We start from the raw sequence: 16307 nt of genomic DNA, 5'->3' as shown, positions 1-16307 counted from the left end.
TTCGCCGGCCGTTCGACGCTCAAAGGTCGTCGACCAGCACCGATTCCGGCAGCAGCAGCCCCATGTAGTCCTCGACCGAACCGCCGGCGAGGCAGCATTCGATGATCTTCCTGCCCAGCGGGTCGAGGTCGGGGTCGAGATACTGCCGGAGTTCGCGGTGGAAGAAGTCGGCCAGGATCTGCGCGCCCGCGTCGTAGCCCGCCAGGCCGACCTCGGGCTGCTTCTCCACGCGCAGCAGGATGCCCGGAATCGTCTGCCCCTCGATGACCACGCTCTTGAGCGCGAAGCCGAGCAGCGGGCAGCGCGATGGCATCACCTGGTCGGGCGAGAACTTCGCGCCGCCCCGGCGGGCCAGGTATTCGCGGGCGATCCACTGCGGCATGAACCCGGTTTCCCACGCGCCGATGTGCTGGTTGGGCGTCAAGATGTACTTTACCCGCGGGGTGTCGACGATCTGACGCAGCAGCAGGTTGGCCTGGTCGACCATGCGGCCGGTGGCGAACGGCCAGTAGGAGCCGACGCCTTCCGAACTCATGCCCTCGGCGCTGACGATGCTGGGATTGGCGTGGCCGCGCGGCGCCACTAGGCGCCACAGCCAGGCCAGCGCCGGCGGCAGCAGATGGAACAGGCCGATGATGCCGTAGGTCGGATGGGCGCCGCTGGCGGGCGGGCAGCGCACGCCGAAGCTGCGCACGTCGATGTTCACCGCGCCCTGGTGGATGCCGGGAACGGCCTTGCGCGGAATGACCACGCGCGGGTTCGGGCAGGGCTTGCCCGGCGCGTCCTCGACGTGCTCCCAGATCAGCGCGGTGCTTCCCGGCTGCGCCTCGATGTTGAGGAACAGCAGCGGCTCGCTCGGATGGATGGTCATCCGTTCCAGGTTGGGGTCCGTGCCGTAACGGGTGATGTGGTTGACGCGCACGAACCAGCCCTGCTCGGCGTCCATCAGCGCCAGGCGGCCGTCGTTCTTGGCCAGCGAGGGATGGCACAGGGCCATGTCGTCGGTCACCGGGCGCAGTTCGCAGTTGTGCGGCAGCACGATGGTGCGGCGTTCGCCCGACAGCGTGTTGACGCCCAGCAGCAGGCCGCCGTCGCTCTGGCGATGGACCTGCTCCAGCAGCTCGCTCTTGCCGCCGCCGCTGGCGCCCTCGTGCATGATGCACAGCTTGTTGGCGTAGGGAGTGATGACCTGCACCGCCGAGCAATGCGCGGTGAGCCAGTCCTCGCGTTCGCCGAGGGTGAGCAGCACGCCGTAGATGCCCTTCTTGGCGCTCGGGCCCGGATAGAGGTTGTAGCTGAACAGTTCGTGCCGTCCGGGGCGCCGGTTATGCACCACCATCTGCTTGCCATTGAAGTGCGTGTGGCGGAACGGCGGCGCGACGAAGATCACGGCCTTGGGATCGAAGTCCGGCGGCAGGCTGTCGCCGTCCAGAATCCCTTGCAGCAGGGCCAGCCCGAGCGCGAAGAAGCCGGCGTTCGCCGGGGCCACGACCAGCGCGTCGGCGCCCATGCCGGGCGCGCCGGCGATGAACGGGAAGAGCGCCAGCTCCTGCGTCTTCAGCCACGCGAAGGTTTCCGCGCGCAGGGCCTCGAAGGATTCGCCGTAGTGGTCCTCGAAACGGGTCTTGTCGGTCGGTAGCTCGTCGGCGATGAGCATGCACTCCGGATCGCGGCGGCGCATGTACGGATCGACGTAATTGGCGGCGACGCCGTTCTTCACGCGGCACACCGTCGCCTCCAGCACCCGGCCGCGGCCCGGCACGTCGTAGGCGACCTCGTGTATGCCGTTCACCGCGTCGCGCGTCGCCAGTTCGTGCAGCTGCTGCCAGGTCGAGGCTACGGTGTACTTCGGGCACGCCGCAAGAATTTCCTGGACGGACTGGGGAATCCGAAAGCCGACGTCCACTTTGTTCATGGTCGATTGCTCCTGAAAGAAAGAAGGGAAAAGAGGGAGGGAAAACCGGAAATGGCCGGAAAACGGTGCCGAGGCCGCCTTTGCGCGGCAGCGGGACGTCGGAAAGCTTTGGTCGTCAAGATCATCGTGTGCTAGCATAACATAAGAAAGACAATAGTAAGCAAGCTAACTATATGGGACGAACCGTCCCCTCCGGGCGCTGGCGTTCGGCTTGTGCGGGACCTATCATGGCGCGTCCGAAAACGAGGTTGCATCGATGATCATCCATGACTCACAGCGGGGTCCGGGCTTTCTTCTCACCGACACGGCGCGGCTGCTGCGCAAGCTGATCGACCGCCGCCTGCAGCCCCTGGGCCTGTCGCGCGCGCAGTGGGCGGTGCTGGCCATCCTCTCCAACCACGAAGGGCTGTCGCAGTCGCAGATTTCGCACGAGCTGGAAATCGAAAAGTCCACCGCCGGCCGGCTGATCGATCAGATCGAGAAAAGCGGATGGATCGAGCGGCGCCAGATTCCGGGCGACCGGCGCCTGTGGAGCATCCACCTCACGGAGCGGGCGAGGCAGCTGCTGGTCGAGGTCGAGGGCGTGATCCTGCATGCCCGCGACGAAATGCTGCGCGGCCTTTCCGCCGACCAGCAGCAGTACCTGACGGACATCCTGCAGACGGTGAAAGCGAACCTGTCGAACGCGCTCGAAATGGGACCGCCGCACGCCGACGCCGGCGGCTTCGACGACGTGGCGGTCTGAGCCCTTATTCCCGCGCGCCGGCGGAACGCGAGCGGCGCCAGTCCTCGGCGAAGGCCAGCGCGTCCGGCAGGAAGGCCGCGAAGTCCGTGGCGAAACCGCCGGCGTCGGCGAGGAATTCCTCGATGCCGCCGGCCAGCGGATTGGCGCGGCGGATGCGGTAGACCGACATGCGGTCGATCGCCCGGCCGACGGCGGCGGCGCTGCGGTACGAGGTCAGCCAGTCGCCGTCGCGCATGCGCCCGGCGGTTTCCCGCGCCCCGGGCGGCAGTTCGGCGGCGTGGGCCGCCAGCGCGGCGTACACGCGGGCGGCGTAGGCGGCGAGCGGTTCGCGGCAATGGGTGTCCCAGTCGCGCGCCAGCAGATGATCGTAGAACAGGTCGACCAGCACGCCGCCGAAGCGCCGGCGCGCCGGGCCGATGCGGGCGCGGCTGGCGATGAAGGCCGGATGCCGGTCGGCGAAGCCGTCGATCGCCCGGTGCAGCGCCACGCCGGCGGCGAGCGGCGGCGGCAGTCCAGCCGGCAGCGGCCCCTTGACGAAGTCGCCGATGACGCCGCCGACGCGGTCGGCGTCGGCGTCTCCCGCCAGCAGGGCGTGCGCAAGAAAGTTCATGGCGCCGGAACGGATGCCGCCTACATCGAGACGTCCAGCCGGCCGGGCAGGACCTTCACGTCGGAGATCTGCTTGCCGATGAAGTCGTCGGCGCGATAGATCTCGACGCCTTCGAGCCGGGGCAGGACGATCTGGTTGACCAGCTCCTTGAGCAGCGCGACGTCCTGCTCGCGCATGCCCGGCGCGTGGAAGGAAATCAGCGCCATGCGCGAGGCGAGCAGCGAGCCGGTCTCCGGCCGCCATTTCGGCGTCATGTCGGCGCAGAAGTTGACGTCGCCGACGACCAGTCTGGAGCGCAGGGTGGCGCACAGCGTCGCGTAGCCGTCCAGCAGCCTGATCTTCGGATCGAGCACCTGCACGTCGCGCTGGCGCTTCTCGGCGAGCTTGCGGGCGACGAAGGTGTTGACCGTCGCCTCCGAAATGTCGATGGCGGAAGCCGAGGCACACGCGAACGCGAGCGCCACGGCGAGGAATGTCTTTTTCATGGGTGTGCCGGCCTTGCGCCGAAGGCCTCGTCGAAGAGTTGTTCGAGCCGCGGGTGCGTGCCGCGCAGGCCGTCCCCCACCGCCTTGGCCCAGTCGAAGTACGCCTGCTGCCGTTCGAGCGGCCAGCCCGCGGGCGGGCTGCGGGCAATGTCGCGCAGGTTGCAGATCTTGTCCGCCAGCTTCACCAGCCGGGCGCCGCGGCTGAGCCGCCCGGCACCGGCCACTTGCAGGCGCTTGCGCTCGGCCTTGGGCAGCGACTTGTCGTCGGTGACTTCGAGCACCAGCTCCGTGATCGCGCGGCCGAAGGTCCGGCGCAGCTCGTCCGCCGTGGTGTCGGTGTCCTCGACGGTGTCGTGCAGGATGGCGGCGATCAGCACGTCCTCGTCGTCCACGCCGGCCTCGTTGGCGAGCACGTCGGCCAGCGCGATCGGATGGTTGATGTAGGGCGACGCGGCGACATCCTTGCGGCGCTGGTCGCGGTGCTTGTGCGCGGCGAAGGCGAGGGCGAAAATCAGGCGGTTCACGGTCGTGCCGTCTCGGAGGAACGGCCGTTCGCCGCTATGGGGATCGGAATGCATACCTGCTACATCAACAGAAAGAACGGAAAGCGCTACGTCGTCCTGGCCGAGGGCATCGATTGCACCAACGTCCGCGACGGCACGCCGGTGATCGTCTATCACCCGGAGGATAACCCGAACCGGGTGTGCGTTCGCGAAAAGGCGGAGTTCATGGTCAAGTTCACGCCCGCGCCCGGTTCAACGTTCGATCGCGAATCCGCGCAGTGATTCCCCGGCGCGCGTCCCGAGCCCGGCGCGGAGCGCCGCGTCGCGCTCGCGCAGCCAGAGCAGCGCCGCCTCCAAGCCGCCCGCCACGATCGCGGCGCAGGCTTCGGCCAGCATCAGATTCGCCGGGTGGCCGAAATCCTCGATCAGATTGCCGTCGCGGTCGCGCCACGCGCCCGTGTCCGGGCAGCGGGCGATCGGGCCGTGCAGGCGCGCGACGCGCTGCCTGACGCAATCGGGCGCGGCGACGTAGCCGACGACGGGCTTGCCCAGAGCCGCGGCGAAGCCGATCTCGAACGCCGTGCCCGGATCGGCTTCCGGGCCGCGGAACGGGTCCAGGTCGGCCAGCAGCGCATCGGCGCGGCGGATCATCTCCAGGTTGGCGCCGTAGATGCGCGCCGATTCCGGCGCGGGCCGCGCGGCGAACTGGCTCGCCGGCGGGTCCGCCGGATGCAGCGGCTCGAAGCCATGGCGGCGGCACAGCGCCTTCTGCGCCTGCGCCAGGTCGTGCGCATCCGGACGGAAGACGCCGGGGCCGGCGAGATAGACGATCGCCGTCATGCTTCCAGCATCCGCACCGCGCGCTGCGGCACCGACGGGGCGATGCGGTTGGCGCGGAAAGTCTCGAGTACCGCCTGGTTGATCTGGTTCAGCGCCGCCTCGTAGTCCGGCACGGCGACCCACGGATTGATCCCGATGCTGATGTTCGCGTCGGCCAGCCGGACCACGCCGACCACCGGCGCCGGCGTCTGCAGCACCTTGGGGTTGGCGCGCAGGACCTCGTCGATCAGCTGCAATGCCGCGCTCACGTCGCTGTCGTAGGCGATGCCGACCGAAAGCGCCAGGCGGCGGATCTTGCCGCAGTTATGCAGGATTTCGCCGACGATCTTGCGGTTCGGAATGACCACCTTCGAGCGGTCGGTGTGGCCGAGTGTGGTGCTGAACAGGCTGATGTCGAGCACTTCCCCCTCCTCGCTGGCGATCGAGATGTAGTCGCCGACGTGGAACGGCTGGGTGAAGATGATCACCAGCCCGGCGGCGACGTTGCCGAGCACGCCCTGCAGGGCCAGCGCGACGCCCGCGCCGGCCACGCCCAGGCCGGCGATCAGCGGGAACAGTTCGACGCCGAGGTTTTGCATGGCCATGATCGCGAACAGGCCGAACATCAGCACCTGGGCGACACGTTCGATCAGCGCGCGCACCGGCGGTTCGAGCCGGAAGCGCCGCAGCAGGCGGCCGGTGAAGCCGCCGGCCCAGCGCGCGGCGAGGTAGCCCGCGCCCAGGATCAGCACGGCGACGATCAGCTTCGGCCCGAAGCGCAAGGCCATGTCGATGGCCGAGGCCTTGACCTGGTCGAGCGACTGGAATTGTTCTCCCATGTGTGTTTTCCCCAAGAGCGTTCGCATACAGCGTGCGAGTGTAGCGCAGCGGGAACGGCGGCGGGGCAGGCGCACGCATCAACTCCTCCCCCTTCAAGGGGGAGGTTGGGAGGGGGATGGGGTTGTGGCGGGGCCAGGCTGGGCGCCTACCCCATCCCCACCCCAACCCTCCCCTTGAAGGGAAGGGCGTGCACGTTCAAACGATTGTCAGGGAACAGCAGCGGGCCTTTCATGCGCCGGGCCTGGCCGCCGGCTTTCTCTTTATAATCCCGGGTTCCGCGCTCTGCCACCGAATCCCCATGTCCGAACTGCTCCAGACGGTCCTCGCGAGTCCTGCGCAGTTCGCCCTGGCCTGTCTGGTCGCGTTCCTGGCCTCGGTCCTGGGCGGCCTGTCCGGCTTCGGCACGGGCCTCGTCCTGCCTGCCTTCCTGGCGCCGCTGGTCGGTGTGGCCAACGTCGTTCCGGTCATGGCCGTGGCGATGCTGTTCAACAACGGCAGCCGCGTCGTCGCCTTCCGCGCCAGCGTCGATCGCGCGCACGTGCGGCGCATGCTCATGCTCGGTCTGCCGGCCTGCATCGCGGGCGCCTACAGCTACACCCTGCTCAGCGCCCGCTGGGTTGCCGTGCTGCTCGGCGCCTTCCTGCTGCTCAGCGTGCCGCTGCGCCGGCTCCTGGACCGCGCGCGGCAGCGCTTCTCCGCCAGGGCGCAAATCCTGGCGGGCGGGGGGTTCGGCTTCCTCAACGGCGGCATGTCGGGCACCGGCATCTTGCTGATCTCGATCCTGATGTCGGCCGGCCTTTCCGGCAGCGCGCTCATCGCCACGGACGCGCTCGTCTCGGTGATCATGGGCGCGGTGAAGGTCGGCCTGTTCGGCAGCCTCGCGGCGCTGGACCTGAATCTGGCGCTGACCGGCCTGCTGGTCGGTTCCTGCACGGCGCCCGGCGCCTTCGCCGCGCGCTGGCTGCTCAAGCGCATTCCGGCCCGCATCCACGCCGGGGTGATGGAGGCGATCGTGATCCTCGGCGCGATTTCCCTGCTGCGCAGCGCCGGCGGATGAGCGAGTGTGGAAGAATGGCGCTTTGTCTCCGGAAAACGCCATGAACGATCGCCTGGACGCGGCCCGTGCCGCCTTCGTCCCCAGCGTCTGCCCGCACGATTGCCCGAGCGTCTGCGCGCTGCGCCTGGAAGTGGCCGCCGACGGCCGGCTCGGCCGGGTGCGCGGCGGCGAGCAGCCCTACACCGACGGCGTGATCTGCGCCAAGGTGGCGCGCTACGCAGAGCGCGCCAACAATCCCGACCGCCTGATGCGCCCGCTGCGCCGGGTCGGGCCCAAGGGTGACGGGCGCTTCGAACCGATATCCTGGGACGACGCGCTCGACCTCGTCGCGGCAAACCTGCGCCGCGCCACGGACGGATTCGGCCCGCAGACCGTCTGGCCGTACCACTACGCCGGCACCATGGGCCTCGTGCAGCGCGCCGCGCTGCGCCGCCTCGGCCATCTGGCCGGCTGGTCGCGGCAGCACGAGACCTTCTGCGTGGCGCTCGCCGACGCGGGCTGGCAGGCCGGCGTCGGCGTCAAGCGCGGCGTTGACGCGCGCGAGGTCGTCGATTCCGACCTGATCGTGGTGTGGGGCGGCAATCCGGTACATACCCAGGTCAATTTCATGAGCTGGGCGCAGAAGGCGCGCAAGGCGCGCGGCGCCCGGCTGGTGGTGGTCGATCCCTACCGCACGCCGACCGCCGAGAAGGCGGACCTGCACCTGATGTTGAAGCCGGGCACCGACGGCGCGCTGGCCTGCGCGGTGATGCACGTGCTGCTCGCCGAGGGGCTGGCCGACCGCGCCTACCTCGCGCGCCACACCGATTTTTCGCCGGCCGTCGAGGCGCATCTGGCGAGTCGCACGCCGCAATGGGCGGCGGCGATCACCGGCGTGCCGGCCGAGGAGATCGTCGCCTTCGCCCGGATGTACGGCGCGACGCGGCGCAGCTTCCTGCGTGTCGGCTACGGCTTCACCCGTCAGCGCAACGGTGCCGCGGCGATGCATGCCGTCTCCTGCCTGCCGGCGGTCACCGGCGCATGGCTGGAGCGCGGCGGCGGCGCGCTGTACGGCCACGCCGCCATCTACGGCCTCGACCGCCGCTTCCTCAACGGCCTGGACCGGGACGTCCCGGCGGCGCGCCAGCTCGACATGGCCGCGCTGGGCCGCGTGCTGGCCGGCGAACCCGCCGCCCTGCGCGGCGGCCCGCCGGTGACGGCGATGCTCATCCAGAACACCAACCCGGCGATGGTCGCGCCCGAAAGCGCGGCGGTGCGGCACGGCCTGCTGCGCGAGGACCTGTTCGTCTGCGTGCACGAGCAGTTCATGACCGACACCGCGCGCCTCGCCGACGTGGTGCTGCCGGCGACCATGTTCGCCGAGCACGACGACCTCTACCAGGCTTCCGGCCACACCTTCCTGCAGGCCGCGCGGGCGGCGCTGGCCGCGCCCGGCGAGTGCCGCTCCAACCACGATTTCATCGCCGGGCTGGCGGCCCGGCTGGGCGTCGAACATCCCGCCTTCGGCCTGGATGCCGGCGCGCTGGTCGACCGCCTGCTGCGCGATTCGGGCAAGCCCGGCCGCGCGGAGCTGCTGGAACGCGGCTGGCTCGACTGCGCGCCGCCGTTTGAAAAAGCGCATTTCCTCGACGGCTTCGGCCATCCCGACGGGCGTTTCCGCTTCGCGCCCGACTGGTCGGCCGTCGGCCCGGACCACGCGCTGATGCCGGCCTTCCCCGATCATCTGGCGGTGATCGAGGACGTGTGCGCGGAGACGCCGTTCCGCCTAGTACCCGCGCCGGCGCGCCATTTCCTCAATTCCACCTTCAGCGAGACGGCGAGCTCGCGCGCCGGCCAGGTGCGGCCGACCGTGCTGGTGCACCCGCGCACGGCGGCGAACCTGGGCATCGGCGAGGGCGAGCTGGTGCGCCTGGGCAACCGGCGCGGCAGCGTGCGCCTGCATGCCCGCCTGTTCGACGGCGTCCAGCCCGCGACGCTGGTAGTCGAGAGCCAATGGCCGCACGAGTGCTTCGTCAACGGCATCGGGATCAACGTCCTGGTCGGCGCCGAACCGGGCTACCCGAACGGCGGCGCGGCCTACCACGACACGGCGGTGTGGCTGCGGGCGGAGCGGTAGGATATTGGTGGGAGGGTTTTGAAAAAGGGCGTTTAACCACAACGAGCACAACGGGCACGACGAAAGACAAAATCTTTAATTGACCACGGCGACACGGCGGGCACGGCGAAAAGCAAAATCTTGTTTCTCGTTTTTCGTTGTGCCCGTTGTGCTCGTTGTGGTTAAAAAGCCCTTGCCTTTCTCTCTCCCCTTGAAGGGAGAGGCGCCAGCGACTAGTAACCGCCCGTCAACTGATACCGCGATCCCGGGTGCCACAAGGCCACCAGGGTCGCCGTCTGGCCGTGCGCGCGGGTCACCCGGCGCATCAGCAGGCAGGGTTCGTTCTCCGCCATGTGCAGCAGTTCCCCCACGTGCTTGGGCGGCAGGCAGGCCTCGATCATGAACTGCACGCCCTGCAGCGGGGCGACCTCGGTCAGGTAGGCGTTGGGCGTCAGGCGGCTGAAGTCCTGCCGCATGTAGTCGGGGGCGACCGCCGGATTGACGTAGCGGTCTTCGAGCTGGATGGGCTGCCCGTTCTCCAGATGCACGACGATGGAATGGAACAGCGTGGCCTGCGCCGGCAGCCCGAACTTCCGGGCCAGCGCCTCGCCGGCCTTGACCCGTTCGAGCAGCTGCAGCTCGCTCTGGTGCGCGTGCCCGCGCGCGGCGATCTCGTCGGCGATGTTGCGCAGCTCGATCACCGTGGCCTGCACCTTCTGCGGGGCGACGAAAGTACCCGAACCCTGCACGCGCACCACCACCTGCTCGTCGTTCAATTCCCGCATGGCCCGGTTGACCGTCATGCGCGAGACCTTGAACCGTTCTCCCAGCGCCTTCTCCGAGGGAATCAGGTCGCCTTCCTTCAGCGCGCCCTGATTGATGCTGTCGAGCACGTAGGCCTTGATCCGCCGATAGGCCGGGGCATCGTCGCCGACGATCCGCTTGGACATGGGGCTGCCGCCTCCCGCTGAATGAAACCTGAAATTTTATCTTGACAGCAATATTCAAAGAGGATTTAAATGTATATACCAATTACAAAAACAACAAGAAACATATATACATTTCACCACCCACCAAGACCAACAGAGGAGGTCGCATGAACGCACTTACCGATCCACGCATCGACACCAACCGCGTCATCCACGCCCCGCGCGGCACGCAGCTACACTGCAAGAACTGGCTGATCGAGGCCGCCTACCGCATGATCCAGAACAACCTCGACCCGGACGTCGCCGAGAACCCGCAGCATCTGGTGGTGTACGGCGGCATCGGCCGCGCGGCGCGCAACTGGGAGTGCTTCGACCGGATTCTCGACGCCCTGCGGCACCTGGAGGCCGACGAATCGCTGCTGATCCAGTCCGGCAAGCCGGTCGGCGTGTTCAAGACGCATCCCGACGCGCCGCGCGTGCTGATCGCCAATTCCAACCTGGTGCCCAAGTGGGCGAACTGGGACCATTTCAACGAACTCGACCGCAAGGGCCTGTTCATGTACGGCCAGATGACGGCCGGCTCGTGGATCTACATCGGCAGCCAGGGCATCGTGCAGGGCACCTTCGAAACCTTCGTCGAGGCGGGCCGCCAGCACTACGGCGGCAACCTCGCCGGCCGCTGGGTGCTCACCGCCGGCCTGGGCGGCATGGGCGGCGCGCAGCCGCTGGCGGCGACGCTGGCCGGCGCCTGTTCGCTGAACATCGAGTGCCAGCAGAGCCGCATCGATTTCCGCCTGCGCACCCGCTACGTGGACAAGCAGGCCAGGGATCTCGACGAAGCCCTGGCGATGATCCGGGAGCACACGGCGCGCAAGGAGGCGGTCTCCATCGCCCTGTGCGGCAACGCGGCGGAAATCCTGCCGGAACTGGTCAAGCGCGCGCGGGCGGGCGGCATCCGTCCCGATCTGGTCACCGACCAGACTTCGGCGCACGACCTGATCAACGGCTACCTGCCCAAGGGCTGGACCGTCGAGCAGTGGCAGGACGCGCGGCGCGACCCGCAGCGCCATGCCGAACTGCAGCAGCAGGCCGCGCAGAGCTGCGCCGAGCACGTCCGGGCCATGCTCGACTTCCTGGCGATGGGCGTGCCGACCGTCAACTACGGCAACAACATCCGGCAGGTCGCCTTCAACGAAGGCGTGAGCAACGCCTTCGACTTCCCCGGCTTCGTGCCCGCCTACATCCGCCCGATGTTCTGCGAGGGCAAGGGGCCGTTCCGCTGGGTGGCGCTGTCCGGCGACCCCGAGGACATCTACCGCACGGACGCCAAGATCAAGGAGCTCTTCCCGGAGAACGTGCCGACGCATCGCTGGCTGGACATGGCGCGCGAGCGCATCGCGTTCCAGGGCCTGCCCGCGCGCATCTGCTGGCTCGGCCTGGGCGAGCGGCACCTCGCCGGCCTGGCCTTCAACGAGATGGTCAAGCGCGGCGAGCTCAAGGCGCCGATCGTCATCGGCCGGGACCACCTGGACACCGGCTCGGTGGCCAGTCCCAACCGCGAGACCGAGAGCATGCGCGACGGCAGCGACGCGGTGTCCGACTGGCCGCTGCTCAACGCGCTGCTCAACACCTCGGGCGGCGCCACCTGGGTGTCGCTGCACCACGGCGGCGGCGTGGGCATGGGCTACTCGCAGCACGCCGGCATGGTCATCGTCGCCGACGGGACCGACGCCGCCGCGCAGCGCCTGGCGCGCGTGCTGGTCAACGACTGCGCTTCCGGGGTGATGCGCCACGCCGACGCCGGCTACGAGAGCGCCGTGGAGTGCGCCCGCCGCTTCGGCCTGAAGCTGCCGATGGCGCTTTGACCGCTCCGTCCCGGGCCTAGCCGCCGTTCCATTCCGTAGCACCGTCTTCGGGCAGGGATTTCCCTGCCCGCGGACGAGTGCGCTCCGCGGAGGGATATGCCAAAGAAATGAAACCGGTCGGGGCTCGGCCCCGATCCACCGCAATGCCTGCCGTTTAGAGGAACGAATCAAACCAACTATGGAGGAGCCTCTTTCATGAACTCAGGTAACCACCCCAAGCAAAAAACCGCCGTGCTGGAATCGAACACGATCAACGCGATTCCGGAATCGGCCCGCCACGGCAAGCCGTCCAGCCAGTTCACCCTGTGGCTCAGCGCCAACCTGCAGATCACCGCGGTGGTCAACGGCGCGCTGGCCATCGTCTTCGGCTCGGAGGCGCTGTCCGCGATCATCGGCCTGTTCATCGGCAACGTGGTCGGCGGCGCCGTCATGGCGCTGCATTCGTCGCAGGGCGCCCGGCTCGGCCTGCCGCAGATGATCTCCAGCCGCATCCGCTTCGGCGTCAAGGGCGCGGCCCTGCCGCTGATCATGGTGATCATCATGTACCTGGGCTTCGCCGCCACGGGCACCGTGCTCTCCGGGCAGGCCATCAACAAGATCTTCGGCTTCGAGTCGGCCTCGACCGGCATCATCATCTTCGGCCTGATGACCGCGCTGATCGCCCTGGTCGGCTACAAGCTCATCCACCAGGTCGGCCGCGTCGCCAGCATCCTGAGCATCGCCGGCTTCATCTACCTGGCGACCCAGCTCGGCACCCACTACGACGTGCCCGGCGCCTTCGGGCAGAAGCCGTTCAGCCTGGCCATGCTGGTGCTGACCATCGCCCTGTCGGCCGGCTGGCAACTGACCTTCGCGCCCTACGCCGCGGACTATTCGCGCTACCTGCCCGCCGATACGCCGTCCCGCTCGATTTTCTGGGCGACCTTCCTGGGCACCGTGATCGGCGCGCAATGCGCGATGACCTTCGGCGTGCTGGTCGCCGCCTGCGGCGGCAACTTCCTGAAGGATCAGGTCGGCTTCATGGGCGACCTGGCCGGGCCGGCCTTCGCCGCGCTGATCTACGTCTTCATCGTCTGCGGCAAGCTGACGGTCAACTGCCTGAACGCCTACGGCGGCTTCATGTCCATCCTGGCCACGGTCAGCGCCTTCAACAACCGCAGCTCCGTGTCGCAGCGCGTGCGCACCGCCTACGTCGTCGGCTTCGTCCTGCTGTCGATGGTCGTCGCGCTCGCCGCCAGCGCCGACTTCCTGAACAACTTCAAGAACTTCGTCCTGCTGCTGCTGATGGTCTTCACGCCGTGGTGCGCCATCAACCTGATCGACTTCTACTGCATTTCCAAGGGCAAGGTGGACATTCCCGCGCTCTACACGTCGCAGGGCCGGTACGGCGCCTACAACCAGGTCGCGCTGGTCTGCTACACGCTGGGCGTGCTGATCCAGATCCCGTTCCTCAACCAGAAGCTGTACAAGGGACCCGTCGCCATCTGGCTGGACGGCGCCGACATCTCGTGGATCGTCAGCCTGGCGTTCACCGCGCTGGTCTACTATCCGTGGGCCCGCCGCACCACGAGCGTGCCCGAGCGGACCATCCCGTTCGCGGCGCCGGACAAGCCGGCCGATGAAAATCCCGCGCTGGTCAAGGCGCTGGCGCCCGGTAAATCATGAACGCCGCATCCGAGGTCCGGGTCGTCCTGGCGCAGGAGCGGCCCCTGCAGATCTGGCGCAACGGCGGCGGCGTCACCCGCGAGCTGCTGGCGTGGCCCGACCCGGAGCGGTGGCGGCTGCGCATCAGCATGGCGGACGTCGAGCGGGACGGCGTGTTTTCCGCGTTTCCCGGCGTATCGCGCTGCCTGGCGATCCTGGACGGCGCGGGCATCCGGCTCGCCCTGCCCGGCGCGCCGGCCGTCCTGCGCCGCGGCGCTCCGTGCGTGGAGTTCGACGGCGCACTGGCGCCCTTCTGCGAACTGCTCGACGGGCCGGTGCGCGATCTGAACCTGATGACCCGGCAGGGGCAGGCGGGCATGCTGCCGGCGGTCGTCTCACAGTGCTGGATGCCCCCGGCGGACGCGCAGGCGGGCTTGCTTACGCTGACCGCCGGGCGCTGGATCACCGACGACCGCGAGACGCGCCTGCCGGCCTGCGCGCTGCTGTGGCAGGAGCGCGCGCGGCCATCACGCTGGTGGTTCGAACCCGACGATCCCGCCGCCGGCTCCGAGACCGTGGGCTGGTGGCTCTACTACCTGCAGGACGAGGCGCACGCATGAAAACCTTACCCACGCTGTACCGGAACGCCACCCTCTGCACCCTGGCCGGCGACGACTGGGGACTCATCGAACACGGCGCGCTGTTCAGCCGCGACGGCAGGATCGCCTGGCTCGGGCCGGAGGCGCAGCTGCCCATTGCACTGGCGCGCGAGGTACAGGCCGAGCACGTGCTGCAGGGCGCGCTGCTGACCCCGGCGCTGATCGACTGCCATACCCACCTGGTCTACGGCGGGCAGCGCGCCAACGAGTTCGAGCTGCGCCTGGAAGGGGCGAGCTACGCTGAGATCGCCCGGGCGGGCGGCGGCATCCTGTCCACCGTCTCGGCCACCCGCGCGGCGGACGAGGCGCAACTGCTCGACGCCGCCGGGCGGCGCCTGCGCAACTGGCTGGGCGAGGGCGTCGGCACGCTGGAGATCAAGTCCGGCTACGGCCTGACGCTGGCGGACGAAGCGCGCTGCCTGCGCGTGGCGCGGCGCCTGCAGGAGCGGACCGGCCTCAGCATCCGCGCCACCTTCCTGGGCGCGCATTCGCTGCCGCCGGAGTTCGCCGGCCGCGCCGACGACTACGTCAACGCCCTCTGCGCCTGGCTGCGGGAGCTGCACGCGCAGGGGCTGGTGGACGCCGTTAACGCCTTCTGCGAAAGCATCGCCTTCAGCCCGGCGCAGGTGCGGCGCGTGTTCACGGCGGCCCGGCAGCTCGGCCTGCCCGTCAAGCTGCACGCCGAGCAGCTGTCCGACCAGGGCGGCGCGGCGCTGGCCGCCGAGTTCTCCGCGCTCTCGTGCGACCACCTCGAACACCTCGGCGAGGCGGGCATCGCCGCCATGCGCGCCGCCGGCACCGTGGCCGTGCTGCTGCCCGGCGCCTACTACTTCCTGCGCGAAACCAGGCTGCCGCCGGTCGCCGCGCTGCGCGCGGCGGGCGTGCCGATCGCCGTGTCCACCGACCACAATCCCGGCACCTCGCCGGGTTCGTCGCTGCTGCTGACGATCAACATGGCCTGCACCCTGTTCCGCCTGACCCCGCTGGAGGCGGTGCGGGGCGTCACCGTCAACGCCGCACGGGCGCTGGGGCTGCCTGATCGCGGGCAGCTCGCCCCCGGCCTGCGCGCGGACCTGGCCGTCTGGCAGCTCGACCATCCGCGCGAACTGGCCTACTGGTTCGGGCATCGGCCATGCAGCCGCCTCATCGTCGCGGGACAGGAGCTTTCATGATGAAGAAGCAGACCTCCTTCAAATGGACCGGCCGGGTCGACACGCAGGAATCCGGCGTCAGCACCCGCTGGCACCAGCACGTGCGGGACTTCACCGCCGACAGCCGCGGCGGCTGCGCGCTGATCGGCTTTCCGGTCGACGAGGGCGTGCGCCGCAACGCCGGACGGCCGGGCGCGGCGCGCGGGCCGCAGGCCCTGCGCCAGGCGCTCGGCAACCTGCCGGTCCTCGACGAGCCGGCCGTCTTCGACCTGGGCGACGCCGGCCTCGGCGCGCACGCGCTGGAAGCGGCGCAGGAGGCACTGGCCGAGCGGGTGGCCGCGGCCCTCCGGCAGGACTGCCTGCCCGTCGTGCTCGGCGGCGGGCACGAAGTCGCCTGGGGTACCTTCCAGGGCATCATGCGGGCCCGGCCCGGCATCCTGCGCCTGCTGATCGTGAACCTCGACGCCCACTTCGACCTGCGCGTCGCCGCGCAGGCCAACTCCGGCACGCCGTTCCGGCAGATGCAGGAATGGAGCGCGGCACGCGGCCGGCCGTTCAACTACCGCGTTTTCGGCATCAGCCGCTTCGCCAACACCCGCGCCCTGTTCGACCGGGCCGACGCGCTCGGCGTCAGGTACTGGCTCGACGAGGCGCTGCAGAGCGAAAGCGGGCTGCGTTCGGCCTGCGAGCAGCTGGCCGAGGAAATACGCGCCTGCGACGCCGTCTACCTGACCATCTGCCTCGACGTGCTGCCCGGCGGCGTCGCCCCCGGCGTCTCCGCTCCGGCGCCGCTGGGCGTGCCGATGGCCGGCGTCGAGGCGCTGATCGACGAGGCGGCCGGCTGCGGCAAGCTGGTCGCGGCGGACATCGCCGAACTCAACCCGGAATTCGACCGCGACGGCCTGACCGCCAGGGTCGCCGCCCGCCTGGCGGCGAGGATCGTCCAGCGCGGCGGAAAATGAGCGGGGCCGTTCCCGGCAGTCGTGGCAA

The 16307-nt window shown here is 69.2% G+C and carries 16 protein-coding genes; 9 read left to right on the top strand and 7 right to left on the bottom strand.

Features of this window, described 5'->3' with window-relative positions; all coding sequences use genetic code 11:
- Positions 1 to 19: 19 nt before the first annotated feature.
- The gene (locus QM701_RS08835; RefSeq protein WP_415166705.1) at positions 20 to 1915 is read right to left on the bottom strand and encodes a DUF4914 family protein; all 1896 of its coding nucleotides are present in this window, start codon (positions 1913 to 1915) and stop codon (positions 20 to 22) included.
- A 256-nt stretch (positions 1916 to 2171) separates the two neighbouring features.
- On the opposite strand from QM701_RS08835, the gene QM701_RS08830 reads away from it, so the two are divergent.
- Positions 2172 to 2660 (top strand): MarR family winged helix-turn-helix transcriptional regulator, encoded by a 489-nt coding sequence (locus tag QM701_RS08830; protein ID WP_415166704.1) that lies wholly within the window; start codon positions 2172 to 2174, stop codon positions 2658 to 2660.
- A gap of 4 nt (positions 2661 to 2664) precedes the next feature.
- On the opposite strand, the gene QM701_RS08825 is transcribed toward QM701_RS08830, so the two are convergent.
- Genes QM701_RS08825 through QM701_RS08815 form a run of 3 tightly spaced genes read right to left on the bottom strand, consistent with a single transcriptional unit; the run spans position 2665 to position 4279 of the window.
- Positions 2665 to 3270 carry an ACP phosphodiesterase gene (locus QM701_RS08825; protein ID WP_415166703.1) on the bottom strand — a complete coding sequence of 202 codons (606 nt, stop codon included), beginning with the start codon at positions 3268 to 3270 and terminating at the stop codon, positions 2665 to 2667.
- A gap of 20 nt (positions 3271 to 3290) precedes the next feature.
- Positions 3291 to 3755, bottom strand: coding sequence for a hypothetical protein (locus QM701_RS08820; RefSeq protein WP_415166702.1), 465 nt, complete (start codon positions 3753 to 3755; stop codon positions 3291 to 3293).
- Positions 3752 to 4279, bottom strand: coding sequence for an HD domain-containing protein (locus QM701_RS08815; protein ID WP_415166701.1), 528 nt, complete (start codon positions 4277 to 4279; stop codon positions 3752 to 3754). The genes QM701_RS08820 and QM701_RS08815 overlap by 4 nt, the downstream gene beginning before the upstream one ends.
- Positions 4280 to 4327: 48 nt before the next feature.
- On the opposite strand from QM701_RS08815, the gene QM701_RS08810 reads away from it, so the two are divergent.
- Positions 4328 to 4540: a hypothetical protein gene (locus QM701_RS08810; RefSeq protein ID WP_415166700.1), complete on the top strand. Its 213-nt coding sequence runs from the start codon at positions 4328 to 4330 to the stop codon at positions 4538 to 4540.
- Here QM701_RS08810 and QM701_RS08805 read toward each other — a convergent pair.
- Both QM701_RS08805 and QM701_RS08800 read right to left on the bottom strand, forming a co-directional pair.
- Positions 4511 to 5098 carry a nucleoside 2-deoxyribosyltransferase gene (locus tag QM701_RS08805; protein ID WP_415166699.1) on the bottom strand — a complete coding sequence of 196 codons (588 nt, stop codon included), beginning with the start codon at positions 5096 to 5098 and terminating at the stop codon, positions 4511 to 4513. The two genes, QM701_RS08810 and QM701_RS08805, sit on opposite strands and share 30 nt — an antisense overlap.
- Positions 5095 to 5916, bottom strand: a complete 822-nt coding sequence (locus QM701_RS08800) for a mechanosensitive ion channel family protein (protein ID WP_415166698.1) — start codon at positions 5914 to 5916, stop codon at positions 5095 to 5097. Before QM701_RS08800 ends, QM701_RS08805 begins: the two co-directional genes overlap by 4 nt.
- A 299-nt stretch (positions 5917 to 6215) precedes the next feature.
- Here QM701_RS08800 and QM701_RS08795 point away from each other — a divergent pair, with 299 nt between their 5' ends.
- Together QM701_RS08795 and QM701_RS08790 are read left to right on the top strand one after the other, a co-directional pair.
- Positions 6216 to 6974 carry a TSUP family transporter gene (locus QM701_RS08795; protein ID WP_415166697.1) on the top strand — a complete coding sequence of 253 codons (759 nt, stop codon included), beginning with the start codon at positions 6216 to 6218 and terminating at the stop codon, positions 6972 to 6974.
- A 40-nt stretch (positions 6975 to 7014) separates the two neighbouring features.
- The gene (locus QM701_RS08790) at positions 7015 to 9090 is read left to right on the top strand and encodes a molybdopterin-dependent oxidoreductase (protein WP_415166696.1); all 2076 of its coding nucleotides are present in this window, start codon (positions 7015 to 7017) and stop codon (positions 9088 to 9090) included.
- A 212-nt stretch (positions 9091 to 9302) separates the two neighbouring features.
- On the opposite strand, the gene hutC is transcribed toward QM701_RS08790, so the two are convergent.
- The gene (gene hutC, locus QM701_RS08785; protein WP_415166695.1) at positions 9303 to 10019 is read right to left on the bottom strand and encodes a histidine utilization repressor; all 717 of its coding nucleotides are present in this window, start codon (positions 10017 to 10019) and stop codon (positions 9303 to 9305) included.
- Positions 10020 to 10165: 146 nt separating this feature from the next.
- On the opposite strand from hutC, the gene hutU reads away from it, so the two are divergent.
- The 5 genes from hutU (at position 10166) to hutG (ending at position 16279) form a co-directional block, all read left to right on the top strand.
- Entirely contained in the window at positions 10166 to 11863 is a 1698-nt protein-coding gene (gene hutU / locus QM701_RS08780) for a urocanate hydratase (protein WP_415166694.1), read from the top strand.
- A gap of 195 nt (positions 11864 to 12058) precedes the next feature.
- A complete protein-coding gene (locus tag QM701_RS08775; protein WP_415166693.1) occupies positions 12059 to 13528 on the top strand; it encodes a purine-cytosine permease family protein in 1470 nt (489 codons plus the stop codon).
- The gene (locus QM701_RS08770) at positions 13525 to 14127 is read left to right on the top strand and encodes a HutD family protein (protein ID WP_415166692.1); all 603 of its coding nucleotides are present in this window, start codon (positions 13525 to 13527) and stop codon (positions 14125 to 14127) included. Before QM701_RS08775 ends, QM701_RS08770 begins: the two co-directional genes overlap by 4 nt.
- Positions 14124 to 15338 (top strand): imidazolonepropionase, encoded by a 1215-nt coding sequence (gene hutI, locus QM701_RS08765; RefSeq protein ID WP_415166691.1) that lies wholly within the window; start codon positions 14124 to 14126, stop codon positions 15336 to 15338. The genes QM701_RS08770 and hutI overlap by 4 nt, the downstream gene beginning before the upstream one ends.
- Positions 15335 to 16279 carry a formimidoylglutamase gene (gene hutG / locus QM701_RS08760; protein WP_415166690.1) on the top strand — a complete coding sequence of 315 codons (945 nt, stop codon included), beginning with the start codon at positions 15335 to 15337 and terminating at the stop codon, positions 16277 to 16279. The genes hutI and hutG overlap by 4 nt, the downstream gene beginning before the upstream one ends.
- Positions 16280 to 16307: the final 28 nt, after the last annotated feature.

Origin of the sequence: Propionivibrio sp. (genome assembly GCF_047602565.1) — a bacterium.
Taxonomy (GTDB): domain Bacteria; phylum Pseudomonadota; class Gammaproteobacteria; order Burkholderiales; family Rhodocyclaceae; genus Propionivibrio.
The sequence above is the reverse complement of the archived record's forward strand: the minus strand, read 5'-3'. Positions and strand labels throughout refer to the sequence as shown.